At 42.3% G+C, this 17,497-nt stretch carries 11 protein-coding genes; all 11 read left to right on the top strand.

The window, feature by feature from the left end; translation table 11 throughout:
* Positions 1-116: 116 nt before the first annotated feature.
* Positions 117-4,379 (top strand): Spy0128 family protein, encoded by a 4,263-nt coding sequence (locus EL081_RS10165; RefSeq protein ID WP_232011418.1) that lies wholly within the window; start codon positions 117-119, stop codon positions 4,377-4,379.
* 156 nt (positions 4,380-4,535) lie between these two features.
* The gene (locus tag EL081_RS09250; RefSeq protein ID WP_125329260.1) at positions 4,536-5,225 is read left to right on the top strand and encodes a gamma-glutamyl-gamma-aminobutyrate hydrolase family protein; all 690 of its coding nucleotides are present in this window, start codon (positions 4,536-4,538) and stop codon (positions 5,223-5,225) included.
* A 237-nt stretch (positions 5,226-5,462) separates the two neighbouring features.
* The gene (locus EL081_RS09245) at positions 5,463-5,909 is read left to right on the top strand and encodes a dUTP diphosphatase (protein WP_126405079.1); all 447 of its coding nucleotides are present in this window, start codon (positions 5,463-5,465) and stop codon (positions 5,907-5,909) included.
* 1 nt (position 5,910) lies between these two features.
* Positions 5,911-6,450 carry a histidine phosphatase family protein gene (locus EL081_RS09240; protein WP_126404920.1) on the top strand — a complete coding sequence of 180 codons (540 nt, stop codon included), beginning with the start codon at positions 5,911-5,913 and terminating at the stop codon, positions 6,448-6,450.
* A gap of 13 nt (positions 6,451-6,463) precedes the next feature.
* Positions 6,464-7,825 (top strand): DNA repair protein RadA, encoded by a 1,362-nt coding sequence (gene radA, locus EL081_RS09235; protein ID WP_126404919.1) that lies wholly within the window; start codon positions 6,464-6,466, stop codon positions 7,823-7,825.
* An 81-nt stretch (positions 7,826-7,906) separates the two neighbouring features.
* Positions 7,907-8,602, top strand: coding sequence for a TIGR00266 family protein (locus tag EL081_RS09230; RefSeq protein WP_023024583.1), 696 nt, complete (start codon positions 7,907-7,909; stop codon positions 8,600-8,602).
* 146 nt (positions 8,603-8,748) lie between these two features.
* Positions 8,749-9,246: a beta-class carbonic anhydrase gene (locus EL081_RS09225; protein WP_023024580.1), complete on the top strand. Its 498-nt coding sequence runs from the start codon at positions 8,749-8,751 to the stop codon at positions 9,244-9,246.
* Between the two features lie 169 nt (positions 9,247-9,415).
* Complete coding sequence (locus EL081_RS09220; protein WP_232011419.1) at positions 9,416-11,431, top strand: DUF2079 domain-containing protein; 2,016 nt, start codon at positions 9,416-9,418, stop codon at positions 11,429-11,431.
* 395 nt (positions 11,432-11,826) lie between these two features.
* On the top strand, positions 11,827-13,350 hold the full coding sequence (locus EL081_RS09215) for an LPXTG cell wall anchor domain-containing protein (protein WP_126404918.1): 1,524 nt from the start codon (positions 11,827-11,829) through the stop codon (positions 13,348-13,350).
* A 73-nt stretch (positions 13,351-13,423) separates the two neighbouring features.
* Entirely contained in the window at positions 13,424-14,383 is a 960-nt protein-coding gene (gene pgfS / locus EL081_RS09210; protein ID WP_126404917.1) for a glycosyltransferase PgfS, read from the top strand.
* Between the two features lie 20 nt (positions 14,384-14,403).
* Positions 14,404-17,328, top strand: a complete 2,925-nt coding sequence (gene pgfM1, locus EL081_RS09205; RefSeq protein ID WP_126404916.1) for a glycosyltransferase PgfM1 — start codon at positions 14,404-14,406, stop codon at positions 17,326-17,328.
* The last annotated feature ends 169 nt before the right edge of the window (positions 17,329-17,497 follow it).

Here is a 17,497-nt window from a genome sequence, read left to right as displayed (position 1 = left end):
TGAAGACAATTCATTTTGGAAGGAAACTAAATAAAAAATGTTACTTTATAGTTGCATTACTACTAGTTTGTGGTATAATAATTTCACTTATTATTATGAATATAAGGGGAGAAAAAATGAAAAAGTTGGCAATATATCTATTGATGACGCTTTCATTGTTGATGGTAAGCTTTACGCTTTTTTCAAAAATTGTAAATGCAGAAACGTCAAAAAAAGTGGATGTCATCACGGATGTAAAGATTCAAAATGATAAAGGTGAAGCTTTGACAGGACCGGTTGGTCGATACGATAGTTTTCGTCTGAATGCAAAGTTTGCTTTGGAGGGAAAAAATGTTAAAGCTGGAGATACCACAGAAGTTAGCGTTGCCTCTCCAATAGATATCAAATCTCAAGATTTTGAGATTAATGACTCAATTACTGGTAAATTGATCGCTAATGCAAAGGTTGACGCTGCGACTGGTAAAATTATCTTGACCTTTACAAAATTTGTGGAAGAAAAAAATGATGTTTCAGGTTCATTTTTCTTCTATGCTCAAGTTAATAAAGTAAAATCTCCAAATGATGGAGAGGTTCCAGTTAAGGTTTCTGTAAATGATAAAGTGAAATTCACAGGAAAAGTTACAAGTGGGACAATCGGTGGAGGTAACCGCTACTCTATCATTAAATCGGGTTGGAGCGAAAAAGGAAACAAAGAGCTTGGCTTCCGAATTTCTGTAAACAGAACGAATGAAGTCATTAATGATGCTGTTGTTACAGATACCTTGAAATCGCCAGGTATCACCTACAAGCCAGGAAGTTTCAAGATTAAAAAAGGAACTTGGGAATATAACAATGGTAAATGGGAACTCAAAAACGCAAAAGATGTTACCGCTGACTATACAGTGAATATTAATGGAAATTCATTTTCTATTAATCTAGGTAATATTGCTGCTGATGATCAATTTGCTATTGAATATGGGACAGATGTAAACTATGCTGTTGTTGATGGTGAAAAAATTCTTAACCAAGCTACTATCAAGGGAAGCAATAAGGATGAATACTCATCAAATAGTACAGTGAAAATCCAAATTGCTGGTGGTGAAGGTATTGGTTACGAATTTAGTATTAAAGTTACTAAGGTAGACGAACAAAACAGACCTCTTAAAGGAGCAAAATTCCAAGTTGTTCGACAAGCAACTGGTCAAGTGATTGGTGAATTCGAGTCAGATGCGAACGGTGAATTTACTGTCAAGAACATCCTTCGTGACAAATACATCATCAAAGAAATTCAAGCTCCGGAAGGCTATGGGTTGGCAGAAGATACAATTGTTGAAGCTAGTGAATTTACGACACCAACGAAACCTGTTAGCAAAACAATTGTAAACAAGAAAGAGAAGCCAGCCAAAACTCAAGCTACTATCGAGCTGGATAAAAATCTTACAGGTCGTGACTTGGTAGACGGCGAGTTTAGCTTTGAATTGTACGAAGGTGAAAACAAGCTTCAAACAACGACTAACCAAAGTGGGAAAATTACATTCGAACCGATTGAGTTCACAGCAGAAGGTGAACATACATACACTGTAAAAGAAGTCAAAGGTAATGATGCCACTATTACTTACGATGCCTCTGAAAAACAAGTGACTGTTAAAGTCACTCGTGATGGAGATGCCTTGAAGGCAGAAGTCGTCTATCCAGAAAGCAAAACATTTACCAATGCCTTCACACCAAACGCAACAACTGCAACAATTGAGTTGACGAAAGAGTTGACAGGTCGTGACTTGGTAGACGGTGAGTTTAGCTTTGAATTGTACGAAGGTACTAACAAGCTTCAAACTGTTACCAACAAATCTGGCAAAGTAACCTTTGATGCTATCTCTTACACAGCAGAAGGTGAACACACTTACACTGTGAAAGAGGTCAAAGGCGATAATGCCACTATTGCTTACGACACAGCTGAAAAACAAGTGACTGTTAAAGTTACTCGTGATGGAAATGCCTTGAAGGCAGAAGTCGTCTATCCAGAAAACAAAACATTTACCAATGCCTTCACACCAAACGCAACGACTGCAACAATTGAGTTGTCTAAAGAGTTGACAGGTCGTGAATTGGTAGACGGTGAGTTTAGTTTTGAGTTGTACGAAGGTGCAAACAAACTTCAAACTGTTACCAACAAATCTGGCAAAGTAACCTTTGATGCTATCTCTTACACAGCAGAAGGTGAACACACTTACACTGTTAAAGAGGTCAAAGGGGACAATGCTACGATTGCTTACGATGCTTCTGAAAAACAAGTGACTGTTAAAGTTACTCGTGATGGAGATGCCTTGAAGGCAGAAGTCGTCTATCCAGAAAGCAAAACATTTACTAATGCCTTCACACCAAACGCAACGACTGCAACAATTGAGTTGACGAAAGAGTTGACAGGTCGTGACTTGGTAGATGGCGAATTTAGTTTTGAATTGTACGAAGGAGCTAACAAGCTTCAAACTGTTACCAACAAAGCTGGTAAAGTAAGCTTTGATGCGATTTCTTACACAGCAGAAGGTGAACACACTTACACTGTGAAGGAAGTCAAGGGGAACGTACCAGGTATCACATACGATACAGCCGAAAAACAAGTAACCGTTCAGGTAACTAAAGATGGAGACAACCTAAAAGCAACAGTTGTCTATCCAGAAAGCAAGGTCTTTGCAAATACTTACTCAGCTCCAAGTCCAGCAAAAGCTCAGATTTCAGCCAGCAAGATTTTAGAAGGTCGTGACCTAAAAGATGGCGAATTCAGTTTTAACTTGTTGGATGAAGCTGGAGAAGTTCTTCAAACAAAACAAAATGCAGCAGATGGTTCTGTAGCATTTGACGAAATTTCTTATTCACAAGAAGATGCAGGAAAAACTTTCCACTACACGATTAAGGAAGTAATCCCTCAATCTCAAGAAAAAGGAATGACCTACGACCAAGCGAGCATCGAAGTTACAGTAACTGTTACGAAAGATGATGCAAGCAATACCATCAAGGCTACAGTGGCATATGGTGCGAAGACATCCTTCACCAATACCTTTGTCACAAGTGAAATCCCACCAACACCACCAGTCGTTGAAAAACCAGAAGCTAAGCTTTATACGATTCAGCTTCACAAGGTGAATGGTGAAGGTCGAGCTTTAGCGGGAGCAGTCTTTGGACTCTTTGAAGCGGATGGTAGCACACCAGTTGCCAACCCTTATGGCGAAGGTCAAGCGACAGCGACATCTGATGCTAATGGTCTTGTAAGCTTTGTAGGCTTTGAGGCTAAGAATTATGTAGTGAAAGAATTGACAGCACCAGAAGGTTACCAACTATCAACTGCTTCAATCGCTGTCTCTGCAACAGAATTGAGCGCTGCGACAGACTTGGTAGTGGATAAAGGAAATGTGGTGAACCAACCGTTTACTGAAATCCCACCAACTCCGCCAGTAGTTGAGAAACCGGAATTGACTCTCTACAGCATTCAATTGCACAAAGTTAACAATGAAGGCAAAGCCTTGGCAGGAGCAGTCTTTGGACTCTTTGAAGCAGATGGTGTGACACCAGTTGCAAATCCATATGGCGAAGGTCAAGCGACAGCGACATCCGATGCTAACGGTCTTGTGACCTTTACAGGACTTGAAGCAAAGGATTATGTAGTGAAAGAAATCACTGCTCCAGCAGGATACCAACTTTCTGAAGAAGCGATTACTGTTTCATCTAGTCAATTGATTGCTTCAACTGATCAAGTACTTGATCAAGGTAAAGTAGTCAATAAACCATTCACTGCTATTCCACCAACTCCACCAGTGGTTGAGAAACCAGAATTGAAGCTTTATACCATTCAGCTTCACAAGATAAATCCATTCTACCAATCTCTAGCAGGAGCAGTCTTCGGACTCTTTGAAGCAGATGGTGTGACACCAGTTGCGAATCCATATGGCGAAGGTCAAGCGACTGCAACATCTGATGCCAATGGTCTTGTAAGATTTGTAGGTTTTGAGGCTAAGGATTATGTGGTGAAAGAATTGACTGCTCCAGCAGGATACCAACTTTCAACCGATTCAATCACTGTTTCTGCAGCGGAATTAACTGCTGCGACAGATTTGGTAGTAGATAAAGGGAATGTTGTCAATCAACTGACTCCTCCAAAAGGGAAAACCCCACCACCTTCTACTGACAAACCAAGAAAAGAAATTCCATCAAATCCTCCAAAAGGGAAAACCCCACCACCTTCTACTGAAAAACCAGAAAAAGAAATTCCATCAAATCCTCCAAAAGAGGATAAAAAAGAAGTTCTTCCTTCTACTGGTCAATCAATGAGTGAAGGACTAGTGGCTACAGGACTCGCATTGGCGGTTGCTGGAAGTGCCTTGGTTTACAAAAAACGTGAGAATTAATCTCTAAAACAGGTTTTGTTCTAGCCTTGCTAGACAAGCCTGTTTTTTTGCTTTGGGTGATAAAAAATATTTATCAGGCCCTTAAAAAATACATATTAGACGCTCTAAGGGTGGGATGATAAAATAGGGAATAGAAATATTAAAGGAGGGAAGGCCATGTGTAGAACGATTGTTGGAGTCTCTGCCAATCTATGTGCAGTGGATCCAGATGGGAAAAATATCCATTCGTCTGTATCTTGTAAATTTGCGGAAACCATTAAGCAAGTAGGTGGCCTTCCTATGGTCATCCCAGTGGGGGACCCATCTTTTGCCAAAGATTACATCGAAACAGTGGACAAGCTCATCCTCAGTGGGGGACAAAATGTCCATCCTAGCTTTTATGGAGAAAAGATCGCCATTGAGAGTGACGACTACAATCTCGAGCGTGATCAGTTTGAATTGGCCTTGTTAAAAGAAGCGGTCCGTCAAAACAAGCCGGTTCTAGCCATCTGCCGAGGGGTTCAGTTGGTTAATGTCGCCTTCGGTGGGACTCTCCATCAAGAAGTGGAAGGACACTGGCAGGGCCTTCCTTTTGGCACTTCTCATTCAATTGAGACCAAAAAAGGCAGTGTGGTGGAGCGTCTCTTTGGGCAAGCTAGCCAGATCAATTCTGTTCATCGCCAAAGTATCAAGGACTTGGCGCCCAACTTTCGAGTGACTGCCATTGATCCACGAGATCAGACCATTGAAGCCATCGAAGCAGTAGATGGTCATCGCATCATCGGCTTGCAATGGCATCCAGAGTTCCTAGTCAAAGAAGAAAAAGGCAATCTCGAACTCTTCCGCTATCTGTTGCAAGAATTGTAAACTCTTTAGGATTTTTTAAGGAGAAAGGGGTAGACTAGTCTCATCAACAAAGACCTCCTAACTTTGTTTGATACAGTTTACTTTTTTCATATAATCTCCTGCAAAAGTCTCCTCGTTTGAGGGGGCTTTTGTGTCTTTGTCAGAAAAAATACGAATAGTAGTATAGGGGAGACGCTAGGGCAAAGTGATGGTATAATAGAAGAGATAGAAACTATTTAGAATAAAAGAGGAATCATGATGACAAAAATTCGTGGATTTGAACTTGTATCAAGCTATACCAATCAAGAATTGCTGCCAAAACGGGAGACAGCCCATGCGGCTGGCTACGACTTAAAGGTGGCAGAACGTACAGTGATTACACCAGGAGAGATCGTCCTCGTTCCAACTGGGGTCAAGGCCTATATGCAAGCTGGAGAGGTGCTTTATCTTTACGACCGTTCCTCTAATCCTCGTAAGAAGGGCTTGGTTTTGATCAACTCTGTGGGGGTTATTGATGGAGACTACTATGGCAATCCAGGCAATGAAGGCCATATCTTTGCTCAGATGAAAAATATTACCGACCAGGAAGTTATTCTTGAAGTTGGTGAACGCGTGGTTCAGGCTGTCTTTGCTCCTTTCTTAATTGCAGATGGAGATGAGGCGGATGGCGTACGGACCGGTGGATTTGGGTCAACAGGGCACTAAGATGAAGATTATCTTTGTCCGTCATGGGGAGCCAGATTATAGTATGCTTGATAAACTTGAAAATCCGCAACTCTATAGTGGTTTTGGTCGTGATTTAGCACCATTGACAGGAAAAGGTCGCAGTCTGGCAAAAGAAGTTGCTAAAACTGCATGTTTTGGAAAGGCAGAGATTATTATTTCATCGTCTGTGACGAGGGCTTTAGAAACAGCACATTATATAGCAGTTGAAACAGGATTGGACTTATTTGTGGAGCCGTTTTTTCATGAGTGGCGTCCAGACTTAGATGGCACTAACTCTGATTTAACTAGTGTATTGGTAGCTCATGAATATTATCTAAAACATCAAGGAGGTTTAGCTGAAGATTCTCCTTATCGCTATGAAACTGATCTAGAGATGCGTCATCGTTTTTTAAGAGCTTTGGAAAAATATAAAAATTATAAAACTATTATCATTGTAACTCACGGAATGCTCATGCGCCAGTTTGTGCCAAATGAGAAGATTGATTTTTGTCAAGTGATTGAGTGTGAGATAGAGATTTAGAAAGAGGTATCTTATCGCTAAGAAAAAAACGACATTTATTTGTCAAAATTGTGCCTACAATTCACCTAAGTATCTAGGGCGCTGTCCTAACTGTGGTTCTTGGTCTTCTTTTGTCGAGGAGGTTGAGGTCGCCGAGGTCAAGAATGCCCGTGTGTCCTTGACAGGTGAGAAAACCAAGCCCATGAAACTGGCGGATGTGACCTCTATCAATGTCCATCGTACCAAGACGGAAATGGAGGAATTCAACCGCGTCCTTGGAGGTGGTGTCGTCCCAGGAAGTCTCGTCCTCATCGGGGGAGATCCAGGGATTGGGAAGTCTACTCTCCTCCTTCAAGTATCGACCCAACTATCTCAAGTGGGAACAGTTCTCTATGTCAGTGGCGAGGAGTCGGCCCAGCAGATCAAGTTACGGGCAGAGCGCTTGGGGGATATCGATAGCGAGTTTTACCTCTATGCTGAGACCAATATGCAAAGCGTGCGTGCGGAAGTGGAACGCATCCAGCCTAACTTCCTTATCATCGACTCCATCCAGACCATTATGTCTCCGGAGATTTCAGGGGTACAGGGATCGGTTTCTCAGGTGCGCGAGGTGACGGCTGAGCTCATGCAGCTGGCCAAAACCAATAACATCGCCATCTTTATCGTCGGTCATGTGACCAAGGAAGGAACCTTGGCGGGCCCGCGTATGCTGGAGCACATGGTGGATACGGTGCTCTACTTTGAGGGGGAACGCCACCACACCTTCCGGATCCTGAGAGCGGTGAAAAATCGCTTTGGCTCGACCAATGAGATTGGAATCTTTGAGATGCAATCAGGTGGACTGGTCGAAGTCCTCAATCCCAGTCAGGTCTTTCTAGAAGAACGTTTGGATGGGGCGACTGGCTCTGCCATTGTCGTCACCATGGAAGGAAGTAGACCAATCTTGGCGGAAGTTCAGGCCTTGGTGACACCGACTGTATTTGGAAATGCCAAGCGGACGACAACGGGTCTTGACTTTAATCGGGTCAGCCTCATCATGGCTGTGTTAGAGAAACGTTGCGGACTTCTTCTCCAAAATCAGGATGCCTATCTCAAGTCAGCTGGTGGTGTCAAACTGGACGAACCAGCCATTGACTTAGCCGTAGCGGTGGCCATTGCTTCTAGCTACAAGGAGCTTCCAACCAATCCTCAAGAGGCCTTTATCGGTGAGATTGGCTTGACTGGGGAGATTCGTCGCGTGACTCGGATTGAGCAACGGATCAACGAAGCGGCTAAACTTGGCTTCACTAAGATTTATGCGCCAAAAAATTCTCTCCAAGGCATCGCGATCCCAAATGGCATTCAAGTGATAGCTGTCTCTACTGTAGGAGAGGTTCTTAAAAGAGTCTTTTCTTAACAGAATTTGGAATCGTTTGCAAAAAGGTTTTTCCTGTGCTATACTTTGTCTATACTTACTTAAAGATAGGGGTTAATTATCATGCAATTTTTTACAGATAACAATGTGCAGTTCCCTTTGGTCGAGCTATCTCTCAATCAAGGTGAGACTGTTTATATTCAGCGAGGGAGTATGGTCTACCATACACCTAATGTGACCCTCAACACCAAATTAAATGCCAGCGGCTCCGGTGTAGGACGCTTTGTAAAAGCAGTTGGACGGTCAATGGTTTCGGGTGAAAGTACTTTTATCACCCAGGTTTTTGCCCAGTCTAATAATGCTTACCTAGCCTTGGCGCCTGACTCACCAGGTCAGGTTGTACCACTGTATTTGGGTGAAAAGCAGTATCGATTGAACGATGGTGCCTTTCTAGCCCTTGATGGAACGGCCTTCTATACAATGGAGTTCCAATCAATCGGTAAGGCTCTTTTTGGTGGTCAGGGAGGATTCTTCGTCATGACGACCCAAGGTCAGGGAACTCTCTTGGTGAATGCCTACGGCTCTATTAAAAAAATTGAGCTAAACAATCAAGAAATCACGATTGATAATGCCCATGTCGTTGCTTGGAGCCAGTCGTTGGATTATCGTATTCATTTGGAAAATGGTTTCTGGCAATCAATCGGAACAGGAGAGGGAGTCGTCAATACCTTTAGAGGGACTGGTGAGATCTATGTTCAAAGTCTCAACCTTCAAACCTTTGCTGGCTTGCTGAATCGCTATTTACCAAGACGATCATAAGATAAGAAAGGAGTGTAGAAGTCGGTTTGCTTTTGCTCTCCTTTTTCATGTAGGCTGACAACTGACAATCTGGGAAAAAGATGGTAAGATAGAGTGTAAATAATTTGGTGTTCAAACTATTTTACCAACCAGAAAGGAAGTTCCTAATGTCCTATTTTGAGAATTTTTTAAAAGCCAATCAAGCCTATGTTGAATTGCACGGAGATCTCCATCTTCCGATCAAACCGAAAACGCAAGTGGCCATTGTGACCTGTATGGACTCTCGTCTTCACGTGGCACCAGCACTGGGGCTTGCTTTGGGAGATGCCCATATTTTGCGGAATGCAGGTGGGCGCGTGACAGAGGACATGATTCGTTCCTTGGTCATCTCACAGCAACAGATGGGGACTCGAGAAATCGTGGTCTTGCACCATACAGACTGTGGAGCACAAACCTTTGAGAATGAAGGCTTCCGTCAGCATCTGAAGAAGGAACTGGGAGTTGATGTTGGAGACCAAGACTTCCTACCCTTTCAAGATATCTACGAGAGCGTCCGTGAGGATGTTGCTCTCTTAAAAGCATCGCCACTGATTCCAGACGACGTCATTATCTCAGGAGCTGTCTATGATGTCGATACAGGATTGATCACTGAGGTGACAGATTAACGTAAATCGTTAGCTTTTCGGCTAACGGTTTTTGTATGCAAAGATGAAACTGAAAATTGATAGGGGTTGAAAATATAAGGAATCAAATGGTTAGAGAGGTTGCAAAAATATTAGTCCAAACTAGGTTTGAAGTATAAAATTATGATAAAATATCAGTTGGAGGAATTTTATGATAAAAAAAGTTTTTAGCGATTTGTTTGCGAAAACGGATTATGCTATTATGTGCGGTATCAGTGCCTATTTGACCATGCTTATAGTAGACCTGTTGAGTGCGACCTCACAGGATCTGTTTTTGACACTCGCTCCCTTGTCCATATTAAAAGTGGGAACCTTTTTTATTGTGGGAGGTGCCTTAATTTGTTTACATGACAAGTTGACGAACTCAGATATAGGTAGTATCACGATGAATCTTTCTTGTGTGACTCTCCTCGTAGCTATTTATAAGAGTATGTCCTTCTTTTTATCGTTGGGTTTAATTCTTTTAGCTCTGATTTTGTTTATAGGAGGGATGTTTAATAAAGAAAAGTCTTCCTATTTGTATTTATCGGTCATCTTGCTAGCCATACCGCGTTTACTAACTTTGGGAAGCTCGAATTTTCAAGATCAAGTACTTGGCTTCCATGCTGTTGATCTTTCCAGTACCCGATTTCTTTCAATCATCTGGCCGGTCGTTATTGCCTCCATTATCTCAATTGTGTTTATGATCCTCTATCTCAAATTTCCAATCTTTAACTATTTAGAGCGACATAAAAAAATAGTTCAAACAATCGTGTTTTCGCTAGTTCTAGTTTACGTCTTTTATCTTTCTGTTGTAGTGGTTTACAAAGTGAGGACGAATGAGTTGTCATCGTTTGATATTGGGATCTTTTCTCAAATGTTTGAACGGATGAATCACGATTTGACTCCGATAACGACCTTAGAAAGAGATAGAGTACTCTCTCATTTTGCTGTCCATATTTCACCGATCTTTTATCTAATGTTGCCATTCTATAATCTCTTCCCATATGTAGAGACTTTAGAAGTTTTACAGTTGCTCGTAGTTTTTTCAGGGATTATCCCATTGAGATTAATCCTTCGTAAATTAAAGTTTTCCAATCTCACAAATACCTTGGCCGTCTTATGGTTTGTGTTGTTGCCAGTGATGACAACGGCAGGGGGATTTCATCTGCATGAAAATTGCTTTTTAGTCCCATTAGTGTTTTGGGTATTCTATTTTATTATTTCGGAACAAAAATGGAAGATTCTACTAGCGACCATGTTACTATTGTTCGTGAAAGAAGATGCCTTTATCTATGTACTTAGTATGGGTTTGTTCTTCCTTTTTCAAAAACGATTTGATTTATCCAAACAGACAAAAAGATGGCTTTTCTTTACAGAGATTGTCTTGCCAATCGTCTATTTCGTTTTTGCCATGTATTTTCTGAGTGCCTATGGTGAGGGAGGAATGATTTCACGGTATGACGGATTCTTGCTCAATGGGGAAAGCGGGATGGTAATGGTGATTAAGAATCTATTCTTCCATCCAGGCTATGTCATTAGTACGCTACTGACTGCCAAAAGATTAGGGTATTTATTCTTAATGTTTGCTCCGTTATGTTTCTTAGGACTACTCCAACGGCGTTGGTCGACTTATTTTCTTGTGCTTCCACTAATAGTGATTAACTTATTGTCCAATTGGTCCTATCAGTATGATATTGGTTTCCAATACAGTTATGGAAGTGGTGCTTTGGTTTTCATCATGGCTCTTCTAGCATTAGAGGATTTGAAAGAAACTAACATCCTACAGGAAAAAATGGCGGTAGCTATCGTGATAGTAGGAATTATTTTTTCTGGTAGTCTTCTACACCACTTTACTCATAATTGGTCCTTTAATATCGGATATTACCGTCAAAATAAAGAAATGTTTGACGAAATCCAAAAGACTTTAGGAAGTTTGCCAAAGGATACTTCAATCTTAGCTGAGGGAGCCTATACGCCATCTCTTAGAGGTCATAAAAAACTCTTTGATATTTTCTATCACAATGATAAGAAGGCGGATCAGACAATTGATTATATTGTGATCCCTCAATCTCAAAAGGATCAAAACGAAGAATACAATCAATTATTAGCGGGTTATGAAGCTTTAGGATACCGGGAGAGTCAGTATTCGTCCGCTCACGTTTATATTTTAGAGAAGGTGAAGTAAAAAAGCGGTTCTCTCGTCTGTTTGATTAGCATTCATCAACATATTTTCTGAGATATTTTCATCATAATAGACGATTTTAGAAGGCAGTAGTTGCATAGTGACTACTGTTTTTTTATATAGGTCGCTTTCTTTTGTTCCTGAAGTAATGAAAACGACATCTGAAAAACCAAGAAAAGCTTGTGAAAATTTAATGAAAAACATGAACAATAAGACGATTTTCGCTAGGCATCGAATCGCTGACGATAGCCTTCGTTTCAGTGTTTGAGAGTCTTTGGCTCTTCTATGAAATCGAATTGACAAAAAACTGAACAATTAGTGAAAAATAATTAAAAAATCTTGCATTTATAAACAGATATGTTACAATAATAATCAAATAATTTATAAAGGAGCATAATATGCAGACCACAAAAGCACGCGTGAAGCGAGTTTTAGCATTTATGAGTCTTTTAGTTTTATCCTTGACAGTTTTTACGACAGTCTTTGCGACTGAAGTAACCAGTTATACGATAAAAACTGAAATTAAGGTTGATAACCAACCGTTAACTGCCGACACGAAGATCACTACTGGTCAAACGATGGAGGCGACAAACGAGATTAGTTTCCCTGACTCACAGCAGATCAATGCTGGTGACACATTGGTTTTAGATCTTCCAAAAGAACTAGGCCTGGTGACCAAGCTAGAGTTTCCGATTGTACACGAAAATGGTGAAGTAATTGCCAATGCAGTGACAGATCCAAGTACGCAAAAGGTGACCATTACCTTTACAAACTATTTCACTGAGAATTACAAAGATAAGGTAATGACCTTGAAGTACAATGTCCGTCCAAATGCAGCAAACCTGCCAAAGACGGGGACTTACTACTTTACATTTGGTAGCACTGACTTCACATTGAACTACAACAAGGACGATGGTGAAGCTGGTGACTATGAAATGAAGTATGGTTACCAAGATCCACAAAATCCTAAGCGGATAAAATGGCGTATTGTCTTGAATGCGGTTCAAGACAAGTTGAACAATATGGTCATCAAGGACGACTTCAGCGACAGCGGACAAGTCTTAGTAGAAGGTTCTCTACGTGCTGTTCGTTATGCAACTCAGCCAGAGAAGATTCCGAATGAGGCGGCTCTTCTTAAATTGGATCCAATTGATAACTTTAGCAAAAAAGCCGAGTTTACCAGAAATGCTGATGGTGATATTACAGGATTCACGATTAATTTTGGGGATAACTGGAACTGGGCTATGTACATTGAGTACACAACAGAGTTGAAGTCAGCACTTCCTGAAGGAAGTAAAGTGGCCAATGTCCTAGAATGGTCAGCTAGCAATTTTGACAAGTCTCGCTCAATCAACGCCTTGACTCGTTTGGAAAGTGCTTCAGGTAGCGGTAGTGGGGATCGAACAACTACAACCACGACGACTACTACAACTACTACAACAAGCACAACCACTACTGAGGAACCAACGACCACGTCAACGACGACTGAGGAGCCAACAACTACGTCAACCACAACGACTGAGGAACCAACAACCACGTCAACCACGACGACTGAGGAGCCATCAACCACGTCGACTACGACGACTGAGGAACCAACAACCACGTCAACTACGACGACTGAGGAACCAACAACCACGTCGACTACGACGACTGAGGAACCAACAACTACGTCAACTACGACGACAACCACTACGACAACTACGACTGGTGGAGGACGTCCAACAACCACTACGACAACAACAACTCCAGGTGGTCCAACTACTGGTGAAACCGCTGAACCAACACCGGGAGGTGGTACTGGTGGAGGTCGTAAGAAACTTCTTCCAAGTACAGGTGAAGTCGTAGCAACTGGTCTTGTAATTTCAGGAGTCATTGTCCTCATCGGTGCGATCGTGTTAAAACGAAAAATTTCTAATAAATAAACAAAGAGTTTCCGTATGATGGAGAGAGCGAAAGCTCTCTCTTTTTTGGGAGAACGATAGATGGAGAAAAGGGATGAAATTATCAATACTCATTACACTACTCAATGAGGAATTAGTACTAGCTCAGACTCATGCAGCTATTTCGGCCCAGCTGGAAGACATGCTTGGGAAAGATCTTTCGGATTATGAAATCCTTTATATTGATGATGGGAGCAATGACAGGACCTTTGAGCTGATTGCAGGAATTGCCAGAGACAATAATCGGGTCAAATATATTCGCTTTAGTCGAAACTTCGGCCGAGAGAGTGGTATCTTGGCTGGCTTTAAGTATGCGACGGGAGATGCGGTCATGGTCATGGATGGTGATTTGCAACATCCGCCTTATCTCATCCCGCTCTTTTTAGAGGCCTACAAGGAAGGCTACGATATTGTCAGTGGTCAGCGGACTCGTGACGGTGAGTCCTTTGTGGGGAGTACCTTTGCTCGTCTCTTTTACTTCCTATCTAACAAATCGATGGATGTCCATTTGACGGATGGGAAATCCGAGCTCAGACTTCTTAGTCGCAAGGCTATCAACGCCTTTGTCTCCATGCCAGAATACAACCGCTTTAATAAAGGTCTGTACGAATGGATTGGCTTCAAGGAGAAAGTCATCCCCTACAAAAATGAACTTCGCAAGGCTGGAAAGAGTAAGTTTGGCTTCAAGAAATCCATGAACTATGCCATTCAAGGGATTATTTCCTTCAACGATCGCCCTCTTCGAGTTTGTATCCAGTTTGGCTTTATCTGTCTGGGCTTGGCTATTCTTTACTTGGCTTTTGAGTTGATGAAGTATATCTTTGCTCCGGGGGATTATGTGAGTGGGTATTTCACCACCATTGCGGCCATCATCCTCTTTAGTGGGGTGCAGCTAATCTTTATCGGAATTCTTGGAGAATATATCGGGAAGATTTATTACGAAGTGAAACGTCGCCCTCATTTCATTATTGAAGACACCAATATTGAGAAGGCGAAAGAAGATAGTATCGGATAAGGAAGATAGGAGATAGAAGAATGTTTGTCTGGACCAAGCCTTGGCAAGAACTTTGGAAGAGAAAACCCAAGGGCTTGCTGTATGCTTTTAGCGCCATGCTCCCAATGGCCATCATGCTGGTCGTTTGGGCTTTTATGGGTACTTTTCCCTTTGGAGACAAAAGCTTGATGGCTGTTGACTTTGGTCAACAATACATCAGCTTCTTTGGCTTGTTAAAAAATGCCGTGCTCTCCGGAGATTTATCTAGTTTGAGCTATTCCTTTACCAAGTCTCTGGGGGGAGATATGATAGGGGTGCTCGGCTACTATTTGATGAGTCCTTTTAATATCATCTATATTTTGACGCCCCTCAAGTACTTTGGGTTTGCGGTCTTCTTGACCATTTGGCTTCGTTACGGAGCTATTGGGATGGCCTTTGCCTTCCTTTTGATCAAGCGGTATAAGGGCTTGGAGTCTAGGAAATGGCTGGTGCCCCTCTTTGCGACGGCTTATGCTCTGTCAGGGATGCTGGTGTCGTATCAGATGAATGTCATTTTCTATGATGCCATGATCATGCTTCCCATCGTCATCGTCTACCTAGAAGAACTATTGGATGGAGGCGCTCCCTATCGCTATGCCTTTGCCTTAGGCTTGACCGTCTTGCTCCAATTCTATATGGGCTATATGATCTCCATTTTCATCGCCTTGTATGCATGCTACTATGTATCGCCAAGGCTGACGGTCGAAGGAGATTGGAAGAAGAAAATAAGAAACGTCAGTCTTCCCCTCTTGCAGGCAGTGATCTATTCGATTATCGGGATTGCGCTAGCCTCAGTCATTCTCTTACCGGTCTTTTTCAACCTCATTGAAAGTAAGGGCCAGGTCGGAGGAGGGATGACCTTCTCATTGGCCTTTCAAATAAATCCCTTAGATATTTTTGCCAAGCTAGTTGTGGGTGGCTTTGATAACACCTCAGGCTGGTCTGCGGGGCCAAACCTTCCCAATATCTATATCGGAGCTTTGGGCCTACTAGGCTTTGTATCCTATTTCTTGTCGAAAAAAGTTGTCAGAGTCAAGAAGTGGGCTGCCGGTCTGGTCACCCTCGTCTTCTTTATTTCTTTTGTCAATGAATTCGTCAGCAAGATTTGGCATATGGGGCAAAATCCAGCTGGTTTCTTTTTCCGCTTCTCTTGGCTATTCTCTTTCTTTATGCTCATTCTGGCCTACCAAGCGATGAAAGAAAAAATGGTGCTTTCTCGCCTGGCCAACCTAGTGATTGGTCTGGTGTTAGCGTTGGCAGTTGTCTATGTCTATTCGCAGAACTATAGCTTCATTGCCAAACTTCAACCGTCTGGTGTCACCCGTTACATCACCCGCTTTACCGCCCTTCATTTGTTGGCGCTCCTGGTTGTTGCCTCCTATGGCTTTTATAGCTATTGGGACAAGTCCAAGAAGAGCCAGAAAGAAAAGCTCATTCGGATTGGCTGGACAGCTGGCTTCCTTGTCCTTGCCCTTGTTCTTCTAAAAGCAGGTTATTTGTTGTCCCAAGTCGGGATCACCGTTCTGATATACTTGCTTGTCCTTCTGGTCTTGAACCAAAAATGGTCTCGCTTGTCAGTCGTGATCTTATCCGCCTTGACCTTTTTTGAGCTGGGCTACAATGCCTATCTCTCTCAGGTGACCTTAGGCTATGACAGTGTCCATAAGTTTGCAGATGCTGCTGTCTCGGTCAAGCGTGTGACGGACAAGGTCCAGGCTGATGCGGATGAGAAGTTTTACCGGATTGCGACCGACTTTGCCTATTCTCGAACAGTCCCATCCTTGGTATCTTATCCGGGCTTGAGTACCTTCAGCTCGAGCTTAGAACGGTCGACCATGGACCACTTTGCTTACATGGGAGATCTAGGGGTCAATGCAGCCACAGAGTATACCAATGGGACGCCTTTGACGGATGCCTTGTACGGTGTTCGCTATTACATGCATGCCAAGGAGTTCGATCCAAAAGAGATGGAAGCACATCCAGAAAAGATGTATTTCTATCGTTTTACCAACCGCTTTGACATGGGGCGTTACTACACAGAGACAGTCTATGAAGACAATCGCTTTGTCGTCTATAAAAACCCTCATTCCTTCCCTTTGGCCTATGGGACCAATTCCCTCGTGAAGAATATTCAGTTTGGGGCTAATAATGCCTTTGCCAACCAGAACATTATCCTCAACTCGATGGAAGGCCATCAAAAGAACACAGGCGATTATGTAGAGTATTTCAAACCCTTGGCTTTCACTGGGATTGAAACGGAGAATTTAATAGAAGAAAAGGTCAACAAGGAGACAGGAGAGGCCGTCTATCGACGGGCAGATTCTTCTAAGGAAGGTATTATCCGCTATAAGGTCATTCCACGTTCCAACAATACCTATTACTTCTTTGTGCCGGCGTCCTTGATTCCCAAGCAAGATTACTCTGTCCTGGTCAACAACAAATGGTTGCCAAATAGTAAGACCTTTACCCAAAGGCAAATCTGGCAACTGACGGACATGACCGAAAATCAAGAGTCGGTGATTGAGTTTCGCTTTAGAACGGATACCATTGACATGAGCCAGGCGGGTGTCTATCGGGCCGAGCTGGATCAGATCCAAGAAGTACTTGAGAAGCGCAAGCAGCAAGGTTTGAAGGTGACCAAGTTCAGCAATACTCATATCGAGGGGGAGGTCACTATTACAGATGATAGTGATGTCATGATGACCTCCATCCCATACAGTGCCGGCTGGCAGGTGAAAGTGGATGGTCAAGCTGTCACGACCGAAAGAGCCTGGAATAGCTTCCTATCTTTCCCAATCACCAAAGGAAAACATCAGGTCGAGTTTGTCTTCAAAACCAGAGGAAGCTTAATCGGTGCCCTACTGTCTATTGTCGCAGTTATGAGTCTCGTCATCATTAGAAAAAGATGGAAAGAGGAGCATTCTTAAGCTTCCCCAGGTGTAATAAATTTCTTAAAAAGTTGAGATTTCGGTCTCAACTTTTTTCTATATTATTAAGAATAAAAAAGTGTCAAAAAATGAATGATAAAAAAATGGACTAAATGGGAAAAAAAGTAAAAAAATGTTAAAAAATAGAGGGAAAATTCATCTGAATATT

This window comes from Streptococcus viridans (assembly GCF_900636365.1).
GTDB lineage: Bacteria > Bacillota > Bacilli > Lactobacillales > Streptococcaceae > Streptococcus > Streptococcus viridans_A.
Note: the sequence above shows the minus strand (reverse complement) of the source record. Positions and strands in the feature narration are given on the sequence as shown.